The following is a 17,737-nucleotide window of genomic DNA, read 5'->3' on the forward strand; positions in this document are numbered from 1 at the left end:
CTAACGCGCTCCGCCGCGGTCGGACAGGGCGGTGACCAGATCGGCCGCGGCGGTGGCGAGTTCGATCCGCGCGACATGTGGCAGGGTGGCGGCGAGCTTTCCGGCGATGGCCGCCTGGATATCCGCGCCGATCGCCACGCCCGCGGCGGTCGGCGCCACCCGGCTGATCCGGCGGTCGGCCGGATCAGGTTGCCGCGCTACGTAACCGCGGCGTTCCAGCCGGTCCACCATGCCGGTGATATTGGTCTTGTCGCAGCCGAGCGCGGCGGCGAGTTCGCCGAATGTCGGATGCCGGGCCTGGACCAGGCAGAGCAGCGCGATCTGCTGGGCGGTGAGGCCGAATTCGCGGGCTACCGCCCCATAGAACGCGTTCACCTCACGGTAGAGCCCGCCGAGGGCGGCAACCAGGTCGTGATCGTTCACTGCCACGACGAGCAGTTTAGATGATCGACGGTTGACGAGGCAGGATAGTTAGTCGAGTATAGCGACTATCCATACACCATACCTTTGGAGGCAGTCGTGCCCGTCGCAGTGGTCACCGGAGGTTCCCGCGGCATCGGCCGGGCGATAGCCCAGCGACTCGGCGGCACCGGCGCCTCGGTCGTCGTCAATTACCGAACCGACCGCGCGGCCGCCGCGGAGGTCGTCGACGCCATCGAAACCGGAGGCGGCCGTGCACTATCCGTGCGATCGGATGTCGCCGATTCCGACCAGGTCCGCGCCCTGTTCGATACCGCCGAGCAGACATTCGGCGGTATCGATATCGTGGTGAGCAACGCCGGAATCGCCCGCTTCTCTCCCCTCGCCGAGGCCACCGACGACGATTTCGATCAACAGTTCGCGATCAATACGAAAGCCACCTTCTACGTCCTGCGCGAGGCCGCGAACCGGTTGCGCGACAGTGGGCGGATCGTGCTGGTGTCCTCCGGCGCGACCGTCACCCACCGGCCGGGCTCCGGGCTCTACGCGGCCGGAAAGGCCGCGTCCGAACAGCTGGTGCGGGTACTCGCCCGGGAACTCGCCCCACGCGCGATCACGGTCAACAGTGTGCGGCCCGGCGCCGTACGCACCGACGCGCTGGCCGCCGCGGGGGTCGGGCAGGTCGACCGGATCGCCGCGACCATCCCGATGCGCCGAATCGGCGAACCCGCCGATATCGCCGATATCGTGGGCTTTCTCGTTTCCGAGGAGGCCCGGTGGATCACCGGGGCGTCCCTACCCGCCTCGGGCGGGGCCTTCTGAACCGTGGCCGGCATCGGGGGTCGATGCGCCGAATCGGACGAAGGCCGAGCTCTACGCCGCGATCCGGCGCGACGCACGAGCCAACAGTTCGATGCCGAAGACGCGCATCTGTACTCCTGAATCAATCGTGGCGGAGGGAGTAGGTGGTCGGGCACCGGGTGGTCAGGCGGCGTAGTCCTTGGCTGCGATGGTGCGCGCGACCTTCTGCGGAGCACCGCCGATGAGGCCACGCCACGGCAGGTAGGGCAGCAGACGCACGTTGAGATTGCGGAAGCCGATCATCACTTTGCCGGCCGGGGCGTACCAGGCGCCGGTACCCTCGGCGAACTTCTGGCAGGCGTCGACCATGGGGCGCAGCTGCTGTTCGTAGGCAGGAAACGCGATGGTGTGATCGCCTGCGGCGGTCGCCAATTCACCGGCGAGGCTGTATGCGCCGACCAATGAGAGATCCGCGCCCTGGCCTGATAGTGGGGAGGCGCAGTATCCGGCGTCGCCGACGAGGGCGACGCGGCCGTTGTGCCAGGTGTCCATGTGGATCTGGGTCATCGCGTCGAAGTAGAAGTCCGGTGCGTCGTCGAGGTGGGCGAGCAGCTGCGGCACTTGCCAGCCCTGTCCCGCGAAAGCGTCCGCGACAATCTTCTTCTGTTGCCCGGCGTCGCGGTGGTCGTAGTCGATCGGATCCGATGCCCACGCGAAAATCGCTTTGGCTTCGGTGTTCTCGCGGGCGCTGTAGGCGCCCGCGATCATGCCGGGAGTGTTGTAGTCCAGCTCCCAGTGATCGAGTCCGAGGAAGTTCGGAACTGTGTAGATGCCGATGTAGTAGCCCATATGCCGTGCGAACTGCGCTTCGGGGCCGAAAGCCAGTGCACACGTGTGCGAATGGGCACCGTCGGCGCCGATGACCAAATCGAAAGTACGCGGCGACGCGTGTTCGAAACTCACTCGCGCACCGTCCTGGTCTTGTGTCAGAGCGGTGATGGAGTCGCCGAACATGTACTCCACGTCGCGGGTGGCCTCATAGAGCACCCGGGCGAGGTCACCGCGCTGAATCTCGGTGTCACCGTTGGCGCCCACACCGTTGAATGTCTCGCTGGAGATGCTGGCGCGTACCCTTCCGCGCGCATCGACGTAGGACGTGCCGCGCTTACCAGTGCCGAGTTCCTGCACTCGCTCGAGCAAGCCCATGCGGCGCACGACCTCGGTGGCGGTGCCGAGCACATCGATGGCCTGCCCGCCCTCACGCAGGGTCGGCGCCTTCTCCACGACCGTCGGGGTGAACCCATATCGCTTCAGCCAGAACGCCAGCGCGGGGCCGGCGATGCCGGCGCCGGAGATCAAGACATTGCGGTTGCTCATCTGCTGCATGCCAGAGACACTAAGAAAAATTGCGCAGATGCGCAAGACGATCGTATTAATCGATTGCGCTACCCTGGTGGCCATGGGAAATCGTGAGGATCTGTTGGCCGGTGCCCGACGGTGTCTGTTCGACAAGGGCTACGCACGCACCACGGTGCGCGATATCGCGACCGCCGCTGGGGTGAGCATGGCGGCCATCGGCTACCACTTCGGCTCCAAGGAAGCCCTGCTCACCGAGGCGCTGGCCGAAGCCACCCGCGAATGGGGCGCCGATCTGGAGCGGGCGTTGGCCGGAGATTCCGACCCCGGCAGTGATCCGTGGCAGCGGTTCGCCGACCGCTGGGACGCGGCGGCATCCACGATCGCCGCTCATCGCGGTGTGTGGTCGGCCACCTTCGACGCCCTCGCCCACCCCGAAGCACGCGCGCAACTCGCGGGCAATCTCGGCGAGGCCCGCGCCGGGCTGGCCCGGCTCTTCGACGGCACCGACGACAACGACACCGCCGCCGCACGCAGCCGCGGCGCCCTCTATCAAGCCCTACTCACCGGAATCGCGGCCCAGTACCTCATCGACCCCCACTGCGCCCCCACCGGCAGCGAACTCGCCGAAGGCCTGCGCCGGCTCACCGATGCCCCGCAGTGACCTGGTCGATCTCCCCATCGGCCGGATCGACCGGGCAGCGAGCCGCCGCAGCTATGCGGCGCGGACGCGGCTGAGGCCCCACTCCTCGGCCAGCAGGCGGTGCGAGGTGAGGCGGTCCTCGTGCCGGTGGGTGACGCTGGTGACGACGAGTTCGTCGGCGCCGGTGAGATCGCGCAGCGCGGTCAGCCGGGCGGCGACCGAGGCGGGGGTTCCGACGAATTGGGTGTTCACCCGGTCGTCGACCAGCCGCCGCTGGTCGACGGTCAGCGGCGGCGCGGTGTCGGGGTCGAGGTATTCCGCGGCGCCCGCGCCACTGCGGATACCCGCCACCCAGTGGCCGTAGGTGGAGGCCAGATGGCGGGCGGTCGACTCCTGCGGGGCGACCACGACATCGGCCGAAACCACCAGGTACGGTCGCGGATAGCGCGGCGAGGGACGGAATGCCGTCCGGTAGGCCTCGACGGTTTCCAGGACGGTCCCCGGGGAGACGTGGTAGTTCGCCACGAACGGCAGGCCGAGCGCACCGGCCAGCCGGGCGCTCTCGCCGCCGCTGCTGCCGAACAACCAGAGTTCGACCCCGGCGCCCTCCCCGGGCACGGCGTGCAGGTCGACGCCGTCGGCGGTCGAATAGGTACCCGCGAGCAGCGCGCGGATCTCCTCGACCTGCCGGGTGTAGTCGAGGGGTTCGGCGCCCGGTAGCCGCAGCGCTTCCAGCGAGGCCACCAGCCTGGTGGTATCGCGGATCCGGTCGGGCGCGAACGGGGGCGGGATCACCACACCGTCGCGGACCTCGGTCGGACGTTGCGGGGCGGGCGCGGCCGGGGTGGTCGCGGACCGAAGTTGTCCGATCCGATGTGCCGAACGGCCCAGTCCCAGATCGAGCCGGCCGGGGTACAGGGCGTCGATGGTGCCGAACGATTCGACGACCGAGGCCGAGGTACGGTAGCCGGCCTGGACCGCAGCCGAACCGACGCGGATGGTCTCGGTGGCACCGGCGATGAGGGCGATCAGTTCGGTCGGTGCCGAGGAGGCGACCGCGACGAAATGGTGTTCGGCCACCCAGAACCGCCGGTAACCCCACGCCTCGGCCTGCCGGGCGAGGTCGATGGTGTTCCGGATCGCCTGCCGGGCGGTGGATCCGGTGCTGATCGGCGACAGGTCCAGAACGGACAGGGGTACCGTCATGAGGCGCGCACTTTCTCGTCGGCTCGATGGGGATGGCGCAGACCCAGATGCTCGCGCAGGGTCGTGCCGGTGTACTCGGTGCGGTAGGTGCCGCGGTCCTGTAGTTCCGGGATCACCGTGTCGACGAATTCGTCCAGCCCGGCCGGGGTGAGGTGGGGCACCAGGATGAATCCGTCGGCGACGTCCTCCTGGACGTAGCGGTCGATTTCGGCGGCGACCTCCGCCGGCGACCCGACGAACTGCTGCCGTGCGGTGACCTCGATGATCAGTTCGCGGATCGTGAGTTTCTCCGCCTCGGCCCGGGCCCGCCACTGTTCGGCCACGGCCCGCGGATCCCGGGCGTGGCGCACCCGGCCCCGGGTGATGGTCACATCGTCGAGCGGTTCGATATCGGGTAGTGGGCCGTCGGGGTCGTAGGCGGACAGGTCGCGGCCCCAGACCTGTTCGAGGAAGGCGATGGCGGTCTGCGGGCCCACCTGCCGGCGCCGGATGTGCCGCGCGCGTTCCTCGGCGTCGGCCCGGTTGTCGCCGAGGACGAAGGTGGCCGCGGGCAGGATCAGCAGGTCGTCGCGGTGGCGGCCGTACTTGGCCAGCCGGCCTTTCATATCGGTGTAGAACTGCTGTCCCGCTTCGAGTTCACCGTGCCGGCTGAAGATCGCGTCCGCGGTGGCGGCACCGAATTCCCGGCCCTCCTCGGAATCCCCGGCCTGCAACTGCACCGGATATCCCTGCGGGCTGCGCGGCAGGACGAACGTGCCCTCGATATCGAACTGATCACTGCGGTAGCGGAACTCGGGGAGCGCCGTCGTGAACACGCCCTGTTCCCGGTCGACGACGAGCGCGTCGGCGGGCCAGCTGTCCCACAGCGTGCGGCTCGCCGCGACCACCTCCGCGGCCCGCGTATATCGCTGGGCATGCTCGAGGTACCCGCCGCGGCGGAAATTCTCGCCGGTGAACGCGTCAGAGGAGGTGACCGCGTTCCAGGCGGCCCGCCCACCGGACAGGTGATCGAGGGTCGCGAATTGTTTCGCCAGTTCGAACGGTTCGTTGAAGGTCGTGTTGATGGTGCCCGCCAGGCCCAGCCGGTCCGTGACCCCGGCGAGGGCATTGAGCACCGTGAAGGTGTCGGGGCGGCCGACGACGTCCAGATCGTGGATCCGGCCGCGGTGCTCGCGCAGCCGCAGACCTTCGGCGAGAAAGAAGAAATCGAACAGTCCGCGTTCGGCCGTCCGGGCCAGGTGGACGAAGGATGCGAAGTCGATCTGGCTACCGGATTCCGGATCGGTCCAGACGGTGGTGTTGTTGACCCCCGGGAAGTGGGCGGCGAGATGGATCTGCCTACCCGACTGTGCTTTCGGCATATCAGCCCCGTTCGGTCGCGTAGCGGTTGTGGGGACGCGGCAGGCCCAGCCTGCCGCGCAAGGTGGTGAGCGGCGCCGGGAGCCGGTCCAGGAACGAGGCGAGGGCCAGCGGCCGCAGCACGATCCCGTCCGCGGCGCATTCCCGCTGCACCTGCTCGGCCAGCTCCCGCAGGGTGTCCGTGGTTCCCACATGGCGAAGGCCGGCCGGGCCGGCGGTGGCGTTCCACTCCTCCAGTTCGGCCACCTCTTGGGCGGCCCGCGCCGCCGTCGGCGCGAGATGGACCTCGAGATCGAGCAGCACCCGCACCTGCCGGGGATCGCGGCCCGCCGCCGCCACCGCGGAACGCAGGACCGACCGGGTCTCCGCGGCGGTGGCCGGGTCCGGGGCGGTGATCCGGATGAGATCGGCGTACCGCACCGCCGTCCTGGTCGCGTGCGGATCGGCGGCGCGCACCGCGATCAGCGGCTGCCCCTGCGGCGGGCGCGGCGTGATCGACGGGCCCTTCACCGAGAAGTTGTCCCCGGCGAAATCGATGTAGTGCAGTTTGTCGCGATCGATGAACCGGCCGGTGCCGCTGTCGCGGATCTCGGCGTCGTCCTCCCAGCTGTCCCACAACCGGGTGACCACCTCGATCGCCTCGCCGGCTTCCCGCCACAGCGAATCCGCGGTCTGCTCGGCCTTGCGGCCGAACAAGCGGGCCTGTTCGGCACCCGGCGAAACCGTCACCTCCCAGCCCGCCCGGCCGGAGGTCGCGTAGTCGAGACTCGCGATCGCCTTCGACAGATGGAACGGTTCGGTATGGGTGACCGGGGCCTGCGGGATCACGCCGAGCCGGGTGGTGGCCGTCGCGACCCGGGCGGCGATACCGACCGCTTCGAGTCGCCCGCGCGCGCCGCCGGATTGCAGGGCGAACGAATCCGGCAGGAAGACCAGGTCCAGGCCGGCCCGGTCCACGGCGGCCGCCGCGTCGACCCAGTACCTGCCGGTGAAGAGGTCCTCGGCCCGCGAATCCGCGCGCCGCCAGGACGCGGGATGTGCTCCGGTACCGGCCAATTCGACAGCGAACAGCAGGGGCGACACCTGCGTCATCAGGCGGTCCTTTCTCTCGGCCGGTGCCGGCGCGCGGCCCCCGGCACCGCCAGCAACAGTTCCCGGGTGAACTCGTGCCGCGGCGCCTCGAAGATCTCCGCGGTCCGGCCCGTCTCCACGATGCGGCCCTCCCGCATGACCGCCACCCGATCGCTCATCCCGCGGACCACCGCGAGATCGTGGGAGACGAAGAGATAGCTCAGTGACAGTTCCGTCTGCAGCGCGTCGAGCAGGCCCAGGATCTGTTCCTGCACCGAGACATCCAGCGCGGACACCGGTTCGTCGAGGATCACCAGATCCGGGCGCAGGGCCAGGGCGCGGGCAATGGCCACCCGCTGACGCTGCCCGCCCGACAGTTCGGCCGGGCGGCGGTGCGCGGCGGTGACCGGGAGCGCGACCTGGTCGAGCAGTTCGGCGACCCGGTCACCGCGGGCCGGCCGGTCGCCGACTTCGAAGGCCCGCAATGGTTCGGCGATAATGGCGCCGACGGTCAGTTTCGGGTTCAGCGAGGCGTACGGGTTCTGGTACACGATCTGGACGCGTCGCCGCCACTCCCGCAGCCGGGCCCCGCGCAGCGCGCCGATATCGGTGCCGTCGAATTCCACGGTGCCGCGGTCGGGCCGCTCCAGCCGCGCGATGATCCGCGCGGTCGTGGACTTACCGGAGCCGGATTCGCCGACGATCGCGAGGGTTTCGCCGCGATCGACGGTCAGCGAGACATCGGTGACGGCCGCGAGCGTGGTGCCGCGCGCCACCCGGAAGGATTTGTGCAGACCGTGGGCCGACAAAAGCGGTGTGGCGGCGGGGGCACGTGCGGATCGGCGCGACCGGCCCGTTCCCGAGGCGGCGGCCAGCAGGCGGCGGGTGTACTCGTGTCGTGGCTCGGTGAACACGGCGGCGGCGGTACCGGTTTCCACGATCCGGCCGTGCCGCATCACCACGATACGGTCGGCGCGGTCGGCGGCGACGCCGAGGTCGTGGGTGATCAGAAGGACCGCGGTACCCGATTCGGCGGTGCGACCGGCCAGATGGTCGAGGATGCGCCGCTGGACGGTGACGTCGAGCGCGCTGGTCGGTTCGTCGGCGATGACCAGGCGCGGACCGCACGCCAGGGCGATTCCGATCAGTACTCGCTGACGCTGGCCGCCCGACAGATCCTGCGGAAACTGCCGGGCCCGCAGGGCCGGGCGATCGATTCCGGCCTCGGTCAGGATCCGGATCGCCTCGGCAGCGGCGGTACGCCGGTCGGCGCGGCCGTGGATCCGCAGTGTTTCGGCAACCTGGTCACCGATACGCAGCACCGGGTTCAGCGAAACCGCGGGGTCCTGCGGTACCAAACCGATCCGGGCGCCGCGGATCCGCCGCCAGCCGCGGGCCGGTAGCCGGTCGAGCCGCTCTCCGGCGAAGGTCACACTGCCCGCGGTGATCGCTCCGCCACCGCTCAACAACCCGATCACCGCGTGGGCCAGACTGGATTTGCCCGAACCGGACTCCCCGACCACGGCGACCGTCTCCCCGGTGCCGATCGTGAGGGATATCCCGTCGACCGCGGTCGTCGATGCCGCGTCGGTGCGGTACTCGACCACCAGATCCTCGACCTGCAGCAGCGGGCCCCCCGTCGCGCTCACAACGACCACCCGGTCAAAAAGAGTCGCGGCAGTTGTCCGGCCAGCCCGGACTGGAAGCGCCAGCCGGCGCGCAGAAATCCGCGGGCCCGGCGCGCCGTGGCCACCAGCGGGTCGCCGGCTTCCGATCCGACGGGTGCCGCTTCGCGGCCGGCCCACGTACGGGCGGTGTGGTGACCGGTCCGTGCACGGGCGACTTCTTGACGTGTCACCGCAGTCCCTCCTGGGCGAAGGCCCGGCCCAGACGCTGGGTGGCGAGCACCACCGCGACGATGACCAGACCGGGTAACGTGGTCAGCCACCAGGCGGTGGCGAGATAGTTGCGGCCCTCCGAGATCAGCGATCCCCATTCCGGAGTCGGTGGCGCGGCACCGTAGCCGAGAAAACTCAGCGACGACACCGCCAGCACCGCGAGGCCGAACTCGACGGCGGCCAGCGCGGCCACCGGCGCGTAGGAATTGCGCAGGACATGCCGGAACAGCACCCCGTACCAGCGCACCCCGCAGGCGCGGGCGGCCTCCACGTACGGCGCCTGCCGCACCCGCAGCACCTCGGCGCGCATCACTCGGGCGAACCGCGCGATGAGCGCGACACCGACGGCGAGCGCGACATTGCCGGTGCCGAAACCGAGCACCGTCACCAGGGCCAGCGAAACCAGTAGTTCCGGAATCGACAGCAGCACATCCACACAGCGCATGACGATGCTGTCCAGGGTTCCGCCCACCACGCCCGACACCACCCCGAGCAGCGACCCGGCCACCAGCCCGATCGCCACGGCGAGCACGGTCGCCGTCAGCGACAGCGCGGCCGCGTGCACGACCCGGGTATAGAGGTCACGACCCAGATTGTCGGTACCGAACCAATGCTGCGGGCTCGGGCCCCGGAACTTCTCGCTCGGTACACCGGTCAGCGGGTCGCCCCGGGTGAACAGGGCGGGCACGGTCGCCCAGCCCAGCACCAGGATCAGCGCCGCCCCGGAGAACACCACACCGGCTGCGGTCCGCCCGCCGCGCGGTGTCCGGACCTTCTCGCGCGGCGGTGTCACGAGTTCGCGAACCTCAGGCACGGACCGTCTCCTTCCCGCGGAACCCGTCCACCACCCGCGCGTCCACCAGCGGATACACCAGATCCACCAGCAGGTTCACCAGTACGTACACCGCCGCGCTGAACACCACGATGCCCTGCACCACCGGAATGTCCTGGTTCAGCACCGCGGTCTGGGTCAGGCGGCCGACACCGGCGCGCGCGAACACCGTCTCCACGATCACCGACCCGGCGAGCACCGTGCCCACCCAGACTCCCGCGATGGTGAGCGCCGGGCCGACCGCCGCGCGCAGCACATGCCGCCGCTGCACCCAGGCGCGGGACGCGCCCTTCGCGAAGGCGACCGCCACGAACGGCTGGTTCCAGGTGGCGATCAGATTGCTGTAGAGCACCTGCGCGATCACCGCGCCCACCGGCACGGCCAGGGTGATCGCCGGCAGGATCGTCCCGCTGAACCCGGTACCGCCGAACGCGGGCACCAGGCGCAACTGGAACGAAAACAGATGCAGCAGGATCAATCCGACCCAGAAGGTGGGCATGGCCGCCCCGACCGGCGGCAGGGCGGTCAGCAGGTCGCGCAACCACGTGCGTTCGGTATAGGCCGCGGCCAGCGCGAGAGCGGCGCCGAACACCACGGCGAGCACCAGCGTCGTACCGGCCAGCGCCAACGTGGAGGGCAGCGCCTCCCCGATGGCCTCGACGACGGTCTGCCCGGTACTCAGCGAATGCCCCAGGTCACCGCGCACCGCGTGCACCACCGCGGTGGCGTACTGCTCCCACACCGGTTTGTCCAGCCCGTACCGGGCCTGCAGTTCGGCGACCGCGGCGGCATCGATCGGGGTCCCGGGACTGGCGTCCACGGCGAGCTGCACCGGATCGGCGGGGAGCAGGTACAGCACCGCGAACGAAACGGTGAACGCCGCCCACAGCACGCCGGCCGCCTGGAGCACACGCAGCAGCACATACCGGGTCAGCGTGGTCATCGGCCGCTCAGCCAGGTGTCGTAGAACTGCAGTCGCGCCGAGGCCTCGAAGGTCAGGCCCTGCACCGTGTTCGCGACCCCGATGGCCTGGGAGAGCTCGATGGTCGGGATCCACAATCCCTCGTCGAGCAGCAGCCGCTGCGCCTGTCCGATCAGCTCGACACGCTGCGCGTTGTCGACGGTGGCCAGCTGGCCGGACAGCGCGGCGTCGAGCGGCGGGATCGGGCCGCGATCGTTCAGGTTCCGGGCATCCAGGCCGAAGTTGGTGCGCAGGATATCGCCGTCGGCGCGGGTCACGTTGTAGTAGATGGTGTCGAAATCCTTGGTGTTCTGCCGCACGGTGTAGTCGGCGTTGGCGGCCGGCTCCAGCCGCAACTCCACACCCGCCACCCGCAGTTGCTGCTGCAGGAGCTCCAGAATGGCCTGGTTACCGGCGAATGCCGCGCTGAACAGCACCCCGAAGGACAGCCGCTCACCGTTCTTGGCACGGATTCCGTCACCGCCCGGGACCCAGCCCGCGGCGTCCAGCGCCCGCTTCGCCGCCTCGACATCGAAGCCGAGCTCCCCGCTCAGATCGATATAGCCGGGCGTCGTATGGGCCAGTGGGCTGGTCGCGGGCCGGAACTGCGGGCCCAGCACCGTATCGACGAGTTCCTGACGGTCGACCGCGGCCAGCAGCGCGGTGCGCACCGCGCGGTCACGGAGCGGGCCCCGCGTCACATTCGGCTGCAGACCGAAGGTGATTCCGGGGTTGGAGGCGGTGGCCACCTGTCCGCCCGCGGCTTCGATCTGCGGGGCGTCCTGCGGTAGGGCATCGCTGGTCGCGTCCAGCTGGCCGGATACCAGGCTGCCGGTGCGTACCCCGGATTCCGGGACCACCGTGAATTCGATCCGGTCCAGATACGCCTCGCCCTGATGCGCGAACACCGCCGAGCCCCAGTGGTAGCCGGCGCGTTTGGCGAGCGTCACCGAATCACCCTGGCGGTACTCGGCGTAGGTGAACGGACCGCTGCCGATCGTATCGCCGAGGCAGCGCTGTTCGGCCTCTGTCGCGGTGGTGGCGGCGGCGAGGATGCCCAGCTGCGGGGTGGACGTCGCCTGCAGGAACTGCACATTCGGGGTACTGAAGCGCACCCGCGCGGTCCGCGGGTCCACCACGTCGGTGCCGGTGTAGCCGGAGAGGTAAGTGGCTGCCAGTGGCGCTTTGGCGCCGCCCAGGACGTGCACGATGGAATCGAGCGTGCCACGGACGGATTCCGCGGTCAGCGGGGTGCCGTCGCTGAAGGTCACGCCGTCGCGCAGATGGAAGGTGAAGGTGCGCGCGTCCGGGCTCACCTCCCAGCGCTCGGCCAGCCACGGCCGGAGCTCGCCGCTCCTCGGGTCCTGATCGGTCAGCGAGTCGGCGATCTGACGGCTGACGTAGATCGTCTGATTGGTGCCGCCCTGCGCCGGATCGGAGCAGGTCGGCGCCTGGGAGAGACCGTACCGCAGGGTTCCGCCGGGCTGCGGCGGACCGCTGACACCGGTCTGGGTCACCCCGCCTCCGCACGCCGCAAGGGCGAACGTTGCGGCGAATACCCCGAACAGGGCAACGGGTCGTTTCATCGAGTTCTCCGGATCGCACCGCGCCGGGAGACCGGCCGCGGCATCGTCGGGCCGGTGCCGCCCCAACGGCGGTCTCCCGGATGCTGAAAAAGACGTTAAGGAGCGACCGGCATGGCGTCGCCGGTCTCGATCACTCTGAATCCAAACCTTCCTACCGGCCGTCTCAGAGGGTGTCTGAGATTTCGGATTGCCGGGTCCGGATCGGTGGGCCGGGGCGTAGGGTCCGTGTGCGCTGCCGGAGGGGCGCGGAAACCCGTGTTGTCCTGCGGTTCTGCTCGGGGTTCGGACCGGCTTGCAGGAGTCGTTGCCGCGTATCTCGCGATGTTGTCGGTGGCCTGTGTGATAGTCGCCGGCGATGAGTAGGCACACCGCGTTCCGGTACTGTCTCGACCCCACCGTCGAGCAGCAGACCGTGCTGGCCCGGCACGCGGGCGCGGCACGCTTCGCCTACAACCAGTGCCTGGCATTGGTGAAAACCGCGCTCACCCAGCGGCGCACCGACCCCGACCACCCTGTCCCGTGGACCCGGTTCGACCTGATCAACGCCTTCAACACCTGGAAGAAATCCGCGGCCGCGGGCCGGATATTCACCGTCGACCCCAGCGGGGTCACCACGGTCGAGGTGACCGGGCTGGCATGGCGCAACGAGGTGTGTCAGCAGGTGTTCGAGGAAGCCGCCACCGACTGCGGCCGCGGACTGACCGGCTGGTCGGACTCCCGCAGCGGGAAACGCCGCGGCCGCAGGGTCGGGTTTCCCCGGTTCAAGAAGAAAACCAGCAGCACCGTATCGTTCCGGCTCCGCAACAAACACGCCAAAACCGGGCGTCCAACGATCCGCATCGGAGAGGGCGATATCCCACGGTCGGTGACCCTGCCCGGCCTCGGACAGCTCCGGGTCCGAGAAGACACCCGCCGTCTGCGCCGGATGCTCACCACCGGGCGGGCGAAGATCCTGTCCGCCACCGTGTCCCAGCGGGCAGGCCGCTGGTGGATCAGCGTGAGTATCGAGGCCGCAGATCTGCACCCGGGCCACCACCATCCGGCTCGGGTCCCCGACGACGGTGGTGGGTGCGTCGGTATCGACCGTGGGTTGTCGGCGTTCCTGGTCGCCGCCACCAGCGACGGTCGTGAAGTGGCGCGGGTCGATGATCCGCCGAAACCCCTGGCTCGCGGGTTGGCGCGGCAGCGGCGGCTGACGAAAGTCCTGTCGAGGAAGGAGAAAGGCTCCCGCAACCGGCGAGAGGCAGCCGCCCGGCTGGCCCGCCATCATCATCGCGTCGCGAATGTGCGCCGTCATTTCCTGCATCAGGTCACCAACGAGCTGGTCAAAACCCACGACCGGCTCGTTGTCGAGGACCTGCATGTGGCGGGGATGCTGCGTAATCGCCGGGACCTCCGAGCAGGGGGCCGGGTTACCAATGCCCGCCGACGGGAAGGCGCTGACCGGCACCCGATGGAGTGCCGGTGCAACCGGCCCGGACGACGCGGGAACCAAGGCTCCTATCCCGGCCGGGGTATGAGCCTTGGACGCCCGAGAAGGGCGGTGTCCGATAACCATCGAGTTATCAGACACGCTGTCAGAAATGGCCGGCCAGGGGGCAGTGGTTCGCCGTTGACCCGTAGGTTCCCCAGCGCTCGCGCCTTGTAGGCCGCAGGGTTGTGTGAGAACAAGGTGCGCAGGTTGCGCCAGTGCCGGTCGAGCGCGGCCGACCCGCGGGTGGCGGAGGCGCCGCCGACATCGAAGATCCGGCCGGCCGCGCGCAGCGCGAAGTCCTCGATGACGATCTTGGCCTGGGCGGCCCGCAGCGAGGAGTCGCTCTCCAGGACCGGATCGATCCCGGTGGACCGGGCCGCGGCGAAGGAGAGATCCTGTGCGGCCGCGGCGGCGAGGACGAGGGATTGCGCCGCGAAGGCGGCGGCGTCCAGTTCACCGATCACCGCGAGCAACTGCGGATCGTGGCGCGGTTCCTCGGTATTGGCGAAGACGAAATTCCGCACCCGCGAACACACCAGTTCGGCGGCGTCGGCGGCCACCGAACGCAGAAAGCCGGCCGCGATGGCATGTGCTGGGCCTCGGGATCAGCCCGGCGGCCTGGCAGCTCTCCGGGCTGCCGCGCGACACGATCCGCCGTTGTCGTAGTTCTGTGAGATGGCGCCCTGGAGCCGACCACCATCCTGGCCACCGTCGCCGCCGCCACCCGCCACCTCGGCCTCATCGGGACCCTGTCCACCACCTTCAACGATCCGGTCGAACTGGCCGAACGACTGTTGACCCTCGACCATCTCAGCGACGGGCGGGCCTCCTGGAACGCGGTCACCACCTACAACCCCGCGGCGGCGGGAAATTTCGGGCTCACCACGACGCCCGACCGGGCGACCCGCTACCGGCGGGCCGGGGAATTCGTCGACGCCGTGCTCGGCCTGTGGCGCGCGGCGGTCGCGGGCCGCGACTTCACCCACCGGGGCGAATTCTTCGATATCGCCGGACGGCTGCCGCTGGCCGCCTCGCCCCAGGGCCATCCGCTGATCGTGCAGGCCGGGGGTTCACCGCAGGGCCGGGAGCTCGCCGGCCGCACGGCCAACGCGGTGTTCACCGCGGAGATGACGCTCGGGTTCAACCTCATGCCCGACGCCTTCCCGCAGGGCCTGGAGATATTCGTGGACGAGGTGGTGCCGATCCTGCGCCGCCGCGGGTTGTTCCGCTACGAGTACACCGAGCGGACCCTGCGGGAGCGGTTCGGGATCGGCCCGGTGGCCACGCACGCCGCCGCCTGACATCCGCGGGTGTCAGGACGCCAGCTCCCGCGGGCGTATCGACGCTGCGCAGGATCCGGATGGCGGCGGCCACCGCGGGCCGGGCGGCCGAGGCCTGCCGATAGGTGACGCCGACGCGCCGGACACTGTCGGCCACCCGGCAGGCCACCAGTGCCCGATGGTCGCCGGACAGCGACATCTCCGGCACGATGGCCACGCCGAGACCGTGCGCCACCATTTCGGCCATCGCGTCGAAACTTCCGCTGCGGTGCTGGATCCGCGGGGCGAAACCCGCCTCGCGGCAGGCGAACATGACCGAGGCGATGGAGGGCGCGCCGTCGCGCGCGGCGATCCAGTCGGCGTCGCGCACGGCGGCCAGACCACGCCGCCGGACCTCGTCCCGCAGTCCGGCGGGCGCGATGAGCACCAGCGGATCATCGCCGAGGTGGTGATGCCGTGCAGCTCAGAGACAGCCGTCATGGTGGCCCGTTCGGAGAGGTCACGCAGCAGGATCAGGTGGCGGATATCGTACGTGGAATCCTCGTTTCGCAGACGACGAAAGCCATTGTCCGCAGGGGTTGTTCCACGGGAAATCCTTACGTTCCGACTGCGCCGAAGCAGGCGCGCGGGTCTGGACACGACCTGAATGGATAGCGTAGCTTTCCATTATGGATAGTTTTCCTATCCATAATGGCGGACCCGGCCCGGCCCGCCGGATCCGCCGATCCCCGACGGGATCGACACGTGGACAGGAAGTCCCCGAATGCACAAGGCACTCCTCACCGTCGCCGCGCTCTACCTCGCGGTCATCGGGCTCGCGCTCCTGCTCGTCCCCGCGCAGTTCGGCGTCGGCGCGGTACCCGAAGACGCCTCCCCCGAACTGATCGCGCTGCTGCGGCTCCTGGGTGGACCCTTCCTCGGCATCGCGCTGCTGAACTGGATGTCGCGGACGCTCGCCCCCGCCACGATCCGCAATACCGTGCTCCTGGCCGATCTGACCGGATTCGGGGTGGTCGCCCTCAATGACGTCTGGGGTGTACTCAGCGGCGAAGCACGGGACGTGGCCGCCGTATTCGGGGTCGTCCATCTGGCTTTCGCCGCGGCCTTCCTGCTCGCCTGGTGGCGCGCCCGGCCGGCCGCCGCCTGAGCCTCGACCGGACCACCGGGCCGGGACGACGGCTGACATGATCGACCCCCGGGGCGACGTGAGAAATGAGGCGGCAGCGGATGCGGATGGCGGAACTGAGCCGGGAGTCGGGCGTCGCGATCGCGACCATCAAGTACTACCAGCGCGAAGGACTGCTGCCACCCGGCGAACTGACCAGCCCCAACCAGGCCCGCTACGGTCCGGCGCATGTGCGGCGGCTCGCGCTCGTCCGGGCGCTCACCGAAGTGGCCGGACTCTCGGTGGCCGCCGTACGCGACGTCCTCACCGCGATCGACGAACCGGGCAGCTCACTGCACGACGTACTCGGCACCGCCCAGCCGGGCCTACCGGCCGTGCCCCCCGAAACCGTCTCCGCGGCCGACCGCGAATGGGCCGCGCGCCGGATCGACGAGGTGGTCGCGGAACGCGGCTGGCAACCGCCACCGGGGTCACCGCTGATCGAAACGCTGACCGGGGTGCTGTGCACCTATCGGGCGGTCGGCCACGAATGGCCGCTCGACAACCTCTCCGCCTACGCCGAACACGCCGATCGGGTGGCCACCGTCGATATCGAGGCCCTCGCCGGGCTGGGCTCGGCCGAGAACATGGTGGAGGGCGCGGTGGTCGGCACGGTACTCGGCGACAGCCTGCTCGCCGCGTTGCGACGGGTGGCACACGCGGAAGCCTCGCGGAAACGCTTCGGCCGGACGTGAGGCGAGCCGGTCGGTCGCCCTGCCCCGAATCCGGCGTTCACTCCGGTGGCGTACCACCTGGCCGGAACTGGAAAAACAGTGCGGTCATGATATCGATGACCGCGGCGCGGCGCCGAGCATATAGAGGACCAATTCCCCGTACTCGGCGGCGATCTCCTCCGCGGTGGCACCGCCGCCCTCCCGATACCACTGGGCGATTCCCGTGCACATGGTGGCGATGGCCCGCCCCGCCGCCCGGGGATGCGGGGTGGTGAGGCCGCCCGCGTCCGCGGCCGCGGCGATTTCGTCGTCGAGGATTTGCTGGAGTTCGCGACGCGAGCGGGCGATCCGGGCACGATCGGCGGGCAGCAGACTGCGCATCTCACTGGCGCCGATGAAACCCAGATCCCGGCGATGGGTGTGGAACAGCGCGAGCGCCTCCACGATCAGCCGCACCCGCTCGACGCCGTCGCGGCCCTCGGCCCGCGCGCCGCGGACCCGCCGGTGCAGATCGTCCATGGTGAGGTCGAGGATGCGCACCAGCACTTCCTGTTTGTCGCGGTAGTGGTGATAGAGGCCGGGCACGCTGGTCCCCGCGCGCCGCGCCAGCGCCCGCACCGTGGTGCCGTGATAACCGATCTCCACGAACAGGGCGATCGCGGCGGTGAGTACCGGATCGAATCCGGGCGGACCGAACTCCCGCCACTCCCCCGGCGCGGCCGTGTCGCGCGAAACCGGCACCGCCGGGCGCGCCGCACCGGACCCGCCGAGCAGATCCCGCGCGGGGACGCCGAGGGCGGCGGCCAGTTCGGTGAGGCGATCCACCGAGAGACCGGTGCGTCCGTTCTCCAGCGCGCTCAATGTCGCCGGGCTCACGCCGATCCGCCGCGCGACCTCGCGCAGCGACAACCCGCCCCCGCGACGCGCCGCCCGGATCGCCTCGTGCGGCGGTAGCGGGGCGTCGACGATCGGTTCCGGCATGATGTTCAGGATAACCGAACACTTCCACTT

Annotated in this window: 16 protein-coding genes and 3 pseudogenes; 6 read left to right on the plus strand and 13 right to left on the minus strand. The window is 69.8% G+C overall.

The window, feature by feature from the left end; genetic code table 11:
- Positions 1 to 429, minus strand: a complete 429-nt coding sequence (locus IG75_RS0131740; protein WP_051715324.1) for a MarR family winged helix-turn-helix transcriptional regulator — start codon at positions 427 to 429, stop codon at positions 1 to 3.
- Between the two features lie 90 nt (positions 430 to 519).
- On the opposite strand from IG75_RS0131740, the gene IG75_RS0131745 reads away from it, so the two are divergent.
- Positions 520 to 1,242, plus strand: a complete 723-nt coding sequence (locus tag IG75_RS0131745; RefSeq protein ID WP_030525036.1) for a glucose 1-dehydrogenase — start codon at positions 520 to 522, stop codon at positions 1,240 to 1,242.
- Positions 1,243 to 1,404: 162 nt separating this feature from the next.
- Here the strand turns inward: IG75_RS0131745 and IG75_RS0131750 are convergent, their stop codons facing one another.
- Positions 1,405 to 2,682 carry an FAD-dependent monooxygenase gene (locus IG75_RS0131750; RefSeq protein ID WP_245713380.1) on the minus strand — a complete coding sequence of 426 codons (1,278 nt, stop codon included), beginning with the start codon at positions 2,680 to 2,682 and terminating at the stop codon, positions 1,405 to 1,407.
- On the opposite strand from IG75_RS0131750, the gene IG75_RS0131755 reads away from it, so the two are divergent.
- Positions 2,681 to 3,241: a TetR/AcrR family transcriptional regulator gene (locus tag IG75_RS0131755; protein WP_030525038.1), complete on the plus strand. Its 561-nt coding sequence runs from the start codon at positions 2,681 to 2,683 to the stop codon at positions 3,239 to 3,241. The genes IG75_RS0131750 and IG75_RS0131755 overlap by 2 nt on opposite strands.
- 51 nt (positions 3,242 to 3,292) lie before the next feature.
- Here the strand turns inward: IG75_RS0131755 and IG75_RS0131760 are convergent, their stop codons facing one another.
- The 8 genes from IG75_RS0131760 to IG75_RS0131795 are packed head-to-tail and all read right to left on the minus strand — an operon-like array spanning position 3,293 to position 12,133.
- The gene (locus IG75_RS0131760; protein ID WP_030525039.1) at positions 3,293 to 4,426 is read right to left on the minus strand and encodes an LLM class flavin-dependent oxidoreductase; all 1,134 of its coding nucleotides are present in this window, start codon (positions 4,424 to 4,426) and stop codon (positions 3,293 to 3,295) included.
- Positions 4,423 to 5,787 (minus strand): NtaA/DmoA family FMN-dependent monooxygenase, encoded by a 1,365-nt coding sequence (locus tag IG75_RS0131765; protein ID WP_030525040.1) that lies wholly within the window; start codon positions 5,785 to 5,787, stop codon positions 4,423 to 4,425. Before IG75_RS0131765 ends, IG75_RS0131760 begins: the two co-directional genes overlap by 4 nt.
- A 1-nt stretch (position 5,788) precedes the next feature.
- Positions 5,789 to 6,877, minus strand: coding sequence for an LLM class flavin-dependent oxidoreductase (locus IG75_RS0131770; protein ID WP_030525041.1), 1,089 nt, complete (start codon positions 6,875 to 6,877; stop codon positions 5,789 to 5,791).
- Positions 6,877 to 8,514: a dipeptide ABC transporter ATP-binding protein gene (locus IG75_RS0131775; RefSeq protein WP_425600715.1), complete on the minus strand. Its 1,638-nt coding sequence runs from the start codon at positions 8,512 to 8,514 to the stop codon at positions 6,877 to 6,879. The genes IG75_RS0131770 and IG75_RS0131775 overlap by 1 nt, the downstream gene beginning before the upstream one ends.
- Positions 8,502 to 8,714: a hypothetical protein gene (locus IG75_RS0131780; protein ID WP_030525043.1), complete on the minus strand. Its 213-nt coding sequence runs from the start codon at positions 8,712 to 8,714 to the stop codon at positions 8,502 to 8,504. The genes IG75_RS0131775 and IG75_RS0131780 overlap by 13 nt, the downstream gene beginning before the upstream one ends.
- Positions 8,711 to 9,547, minus strand: a complete 837-nt coding sequence (locus IG75_RS0131785; protein ID WP_051715356.1) for an ABC transporter permease — start codon at positions 9,545 to 9,547, stop codon at positions 8,711 to 8,713. Before IG75_RS0131785 ends, IG75_RS0131780 begins: the two co-directional genes overlap by 4 nt.
- A gap of 13 nt (positions 9,548 to 9,560) precedes the next feature.
- Positions 9,561 to 10,520 carry an ABC transporter permease gene (locus IG75_RS0131790; protein WP_030525045.1) on the minus strand — a complete coding sequence of 320 codons (960 nt, stop codon included), beginning with the start codon at positions 10,518 to 10,520 and terminating at the stop codon, positions 9,561 to 9,563.
- Positions 10,521 to 10,525: 5 nt separating this feature from the next.
- Entirely contained in the window at positions 10,526 to 12,133 is a 1,608-nt protein-coding gene (locus tag IG75_RS0131795) for an ABC transporter substrate-binding protein (protein ID WP_030525046.1), read from the minus strand.
- Positions 12,134 to 12,488: 355 nt separating this feature from the next.
- On the opposite strand from IG75_RS0131795, the gene IG75_RS38645 reads away from it, so the two are divergent.
- A complete protein-coding gene (locus IG75_RS38645; protein ID WP_081883047.1) occupies positions 12,489 to 13,781 on the plus strand; it encodes an RNA-guided endonuclease TnpB family protein in 1,293 nt (430 codons plus the stop codon).
- 68 nt (positions 13,782 to 13,849) lie between these two features.
- Here IG75_RS38645 and IG75_RS40485 read toward each other — a convergent pair.
- Positions 13,850 to 14,167 (minus strand): annotated as a pseudogene (locus IG75_RS40485) (acyl-CoA dehydrogenase family protein); the annotation flags it as partial.
- Positions 14,168 to 14,287: 120 nt separating this feature from the next.
- Here IG75_RS40485 and IG75_RS0131815 point away from each other — a divergent pair.
- A pseudogene (locus IG75_RS0131815) lies at positions 14,288 to 14,743 on the plus strand (LLM class flavin-dependent oxidoreductase); the annotation flags it as partial.
- Positions 14,744 to 14,753: 10 nt separating this feature from the next.
- Here the strand turns inward: IG75_RS0131815 and IG75_RS38650 are convergent.
- Positions 14,754 to 15,332 (minus strand): annotated as a pseudogene (locus IG75_RS38650) (LysR substrate-binding domain-containing protein); the annotation flags it as partial.
- A gap of 318 nt (positions 15,333 to 15,650) precedes the next feature.
- Here IG75_RS38650 and IG75_RS0131825 point away from each other — a divergent pair.
- Entirely contained in the window at positions 15,651 to 16,034 is a 384-nt protein-coding gene (locus tag IG75_RS0131825; RefSeq protein WP_030525051.1) for a membrane protein, read from the plus strand.
- Positions 16,035 to 16,120: 86 nt separating this feature from the next.
- Positions 16,121 to 16,747, plus strand: coding sequence for a MerR family transcriptional regulator (locus tag IG75_RS0131830; RefSeq protein ID WP_210436864.1), 627 nt, complete (start codon positions 16,121 to 16,123; stop codon positions 16,745 to 16,747).
- Between the two features lie 84 nt (positions 16,748 to 16,831).
- On the opposite strand, the gene IG75_RS0131835 is transcribed toward IG75_RS0131830, so the two are convergent.
- Positions 16,832 to 17,707, minus strand: a complete 876-nt coding sequence (locus IG75_RS0131835; protein ID WP_051715334.1) for a TetR-type transcription factor C-terminal domain-containing protein — start codon at positions 17,705 to 17,707, stop codon at positions 16,832 to 16,834.
- Positions 17,708 to 17,737 lie beyond the last annotated feature (30 nt).

This window comes from Nocardia rhamnosiphila NBRC 108938 (assembly GCF_000720425.1).
Classification (GTDB): domain Bacteria; phylum Actinomycetota; class Actinomycetes; order Mycobacteriales; family Mycobacteriaceae; genus Nocardia; species Nocardia rhamnosiphila.

Bases quoted from the DNA above. Each gene is read 5' to 3' on its own strand.
- IG75_RS0131760 (WP_030525039.1), bottom strand. From the start codon at position 4,426: ATGACGGTACCCCTGTCCGTTCTGGACCTGTCGCCGATCAGCACCGGA.
- IG75_RS0131825 (WP_030525051.1), top strand. From the start codon at position 15,651: ATGCACAAGGCACTCCTCACCGTCGCCGCGCTCTACCTCGCGGTCATC.
- IG75_RS0131750 (WP_245713380.1), bottom strand. From the start codon at position 2,682: ATGGCCACCAGGGTAGCGCAATCGATTAATACGATCGTCTTGCGCATC.
- IG75_RS38645 (WP_081883047.1), top strand. From the start codon at position 12,489: ATGAGTAGGCACACCGCGTTCCGGTACTGTCTCGACCCCACCGTCGAG.
- IG75_RS0131770 (WP_030525041.1), bottom strand. From the start codon at position 6,877: ATGACGCAGGTGTCGCCCCTGCTGTTCGCTGTCGAATTGGCCGGTACC.
- IG75_RS0131755 (WP_030525038.1), top strand. From the start codon at position 2,681: ATGGGAAATCGTGAGGATCTGTTGGCCGGTGCCCGACGGTGTCTGTTC.
- IG75_RS0131830 (WP_210436864.1), top strand. From the start codon at position 16,121: ATGGCGGAACTGAGCCGGGAGTCGGGCGTCGCGATCGCGACCATCAAG.
- IG75_RS0131795 (WP_030525046.1), bottom strand. From the start codon at position 12,133: ATGAAACGACCCGTTGCCCTGTTCGGGGTATTCGCCGCAACGTTCGCC.
- IG75_RS0131765 (WP_030525040.1), bottom strand. From the start codon at position 5,787: ATGCCGAAAGCACAGTCGGGTAGGCAGATCCATCTCGCCGCCCACTTC.
- IG75_RS0131835 (WP_051715334.1), bottom strand. From the start codon at position 17,707: ATGCCGGAACCGATCGTCGACGCCCCGCTACCGCCGCACGAGGCGATC.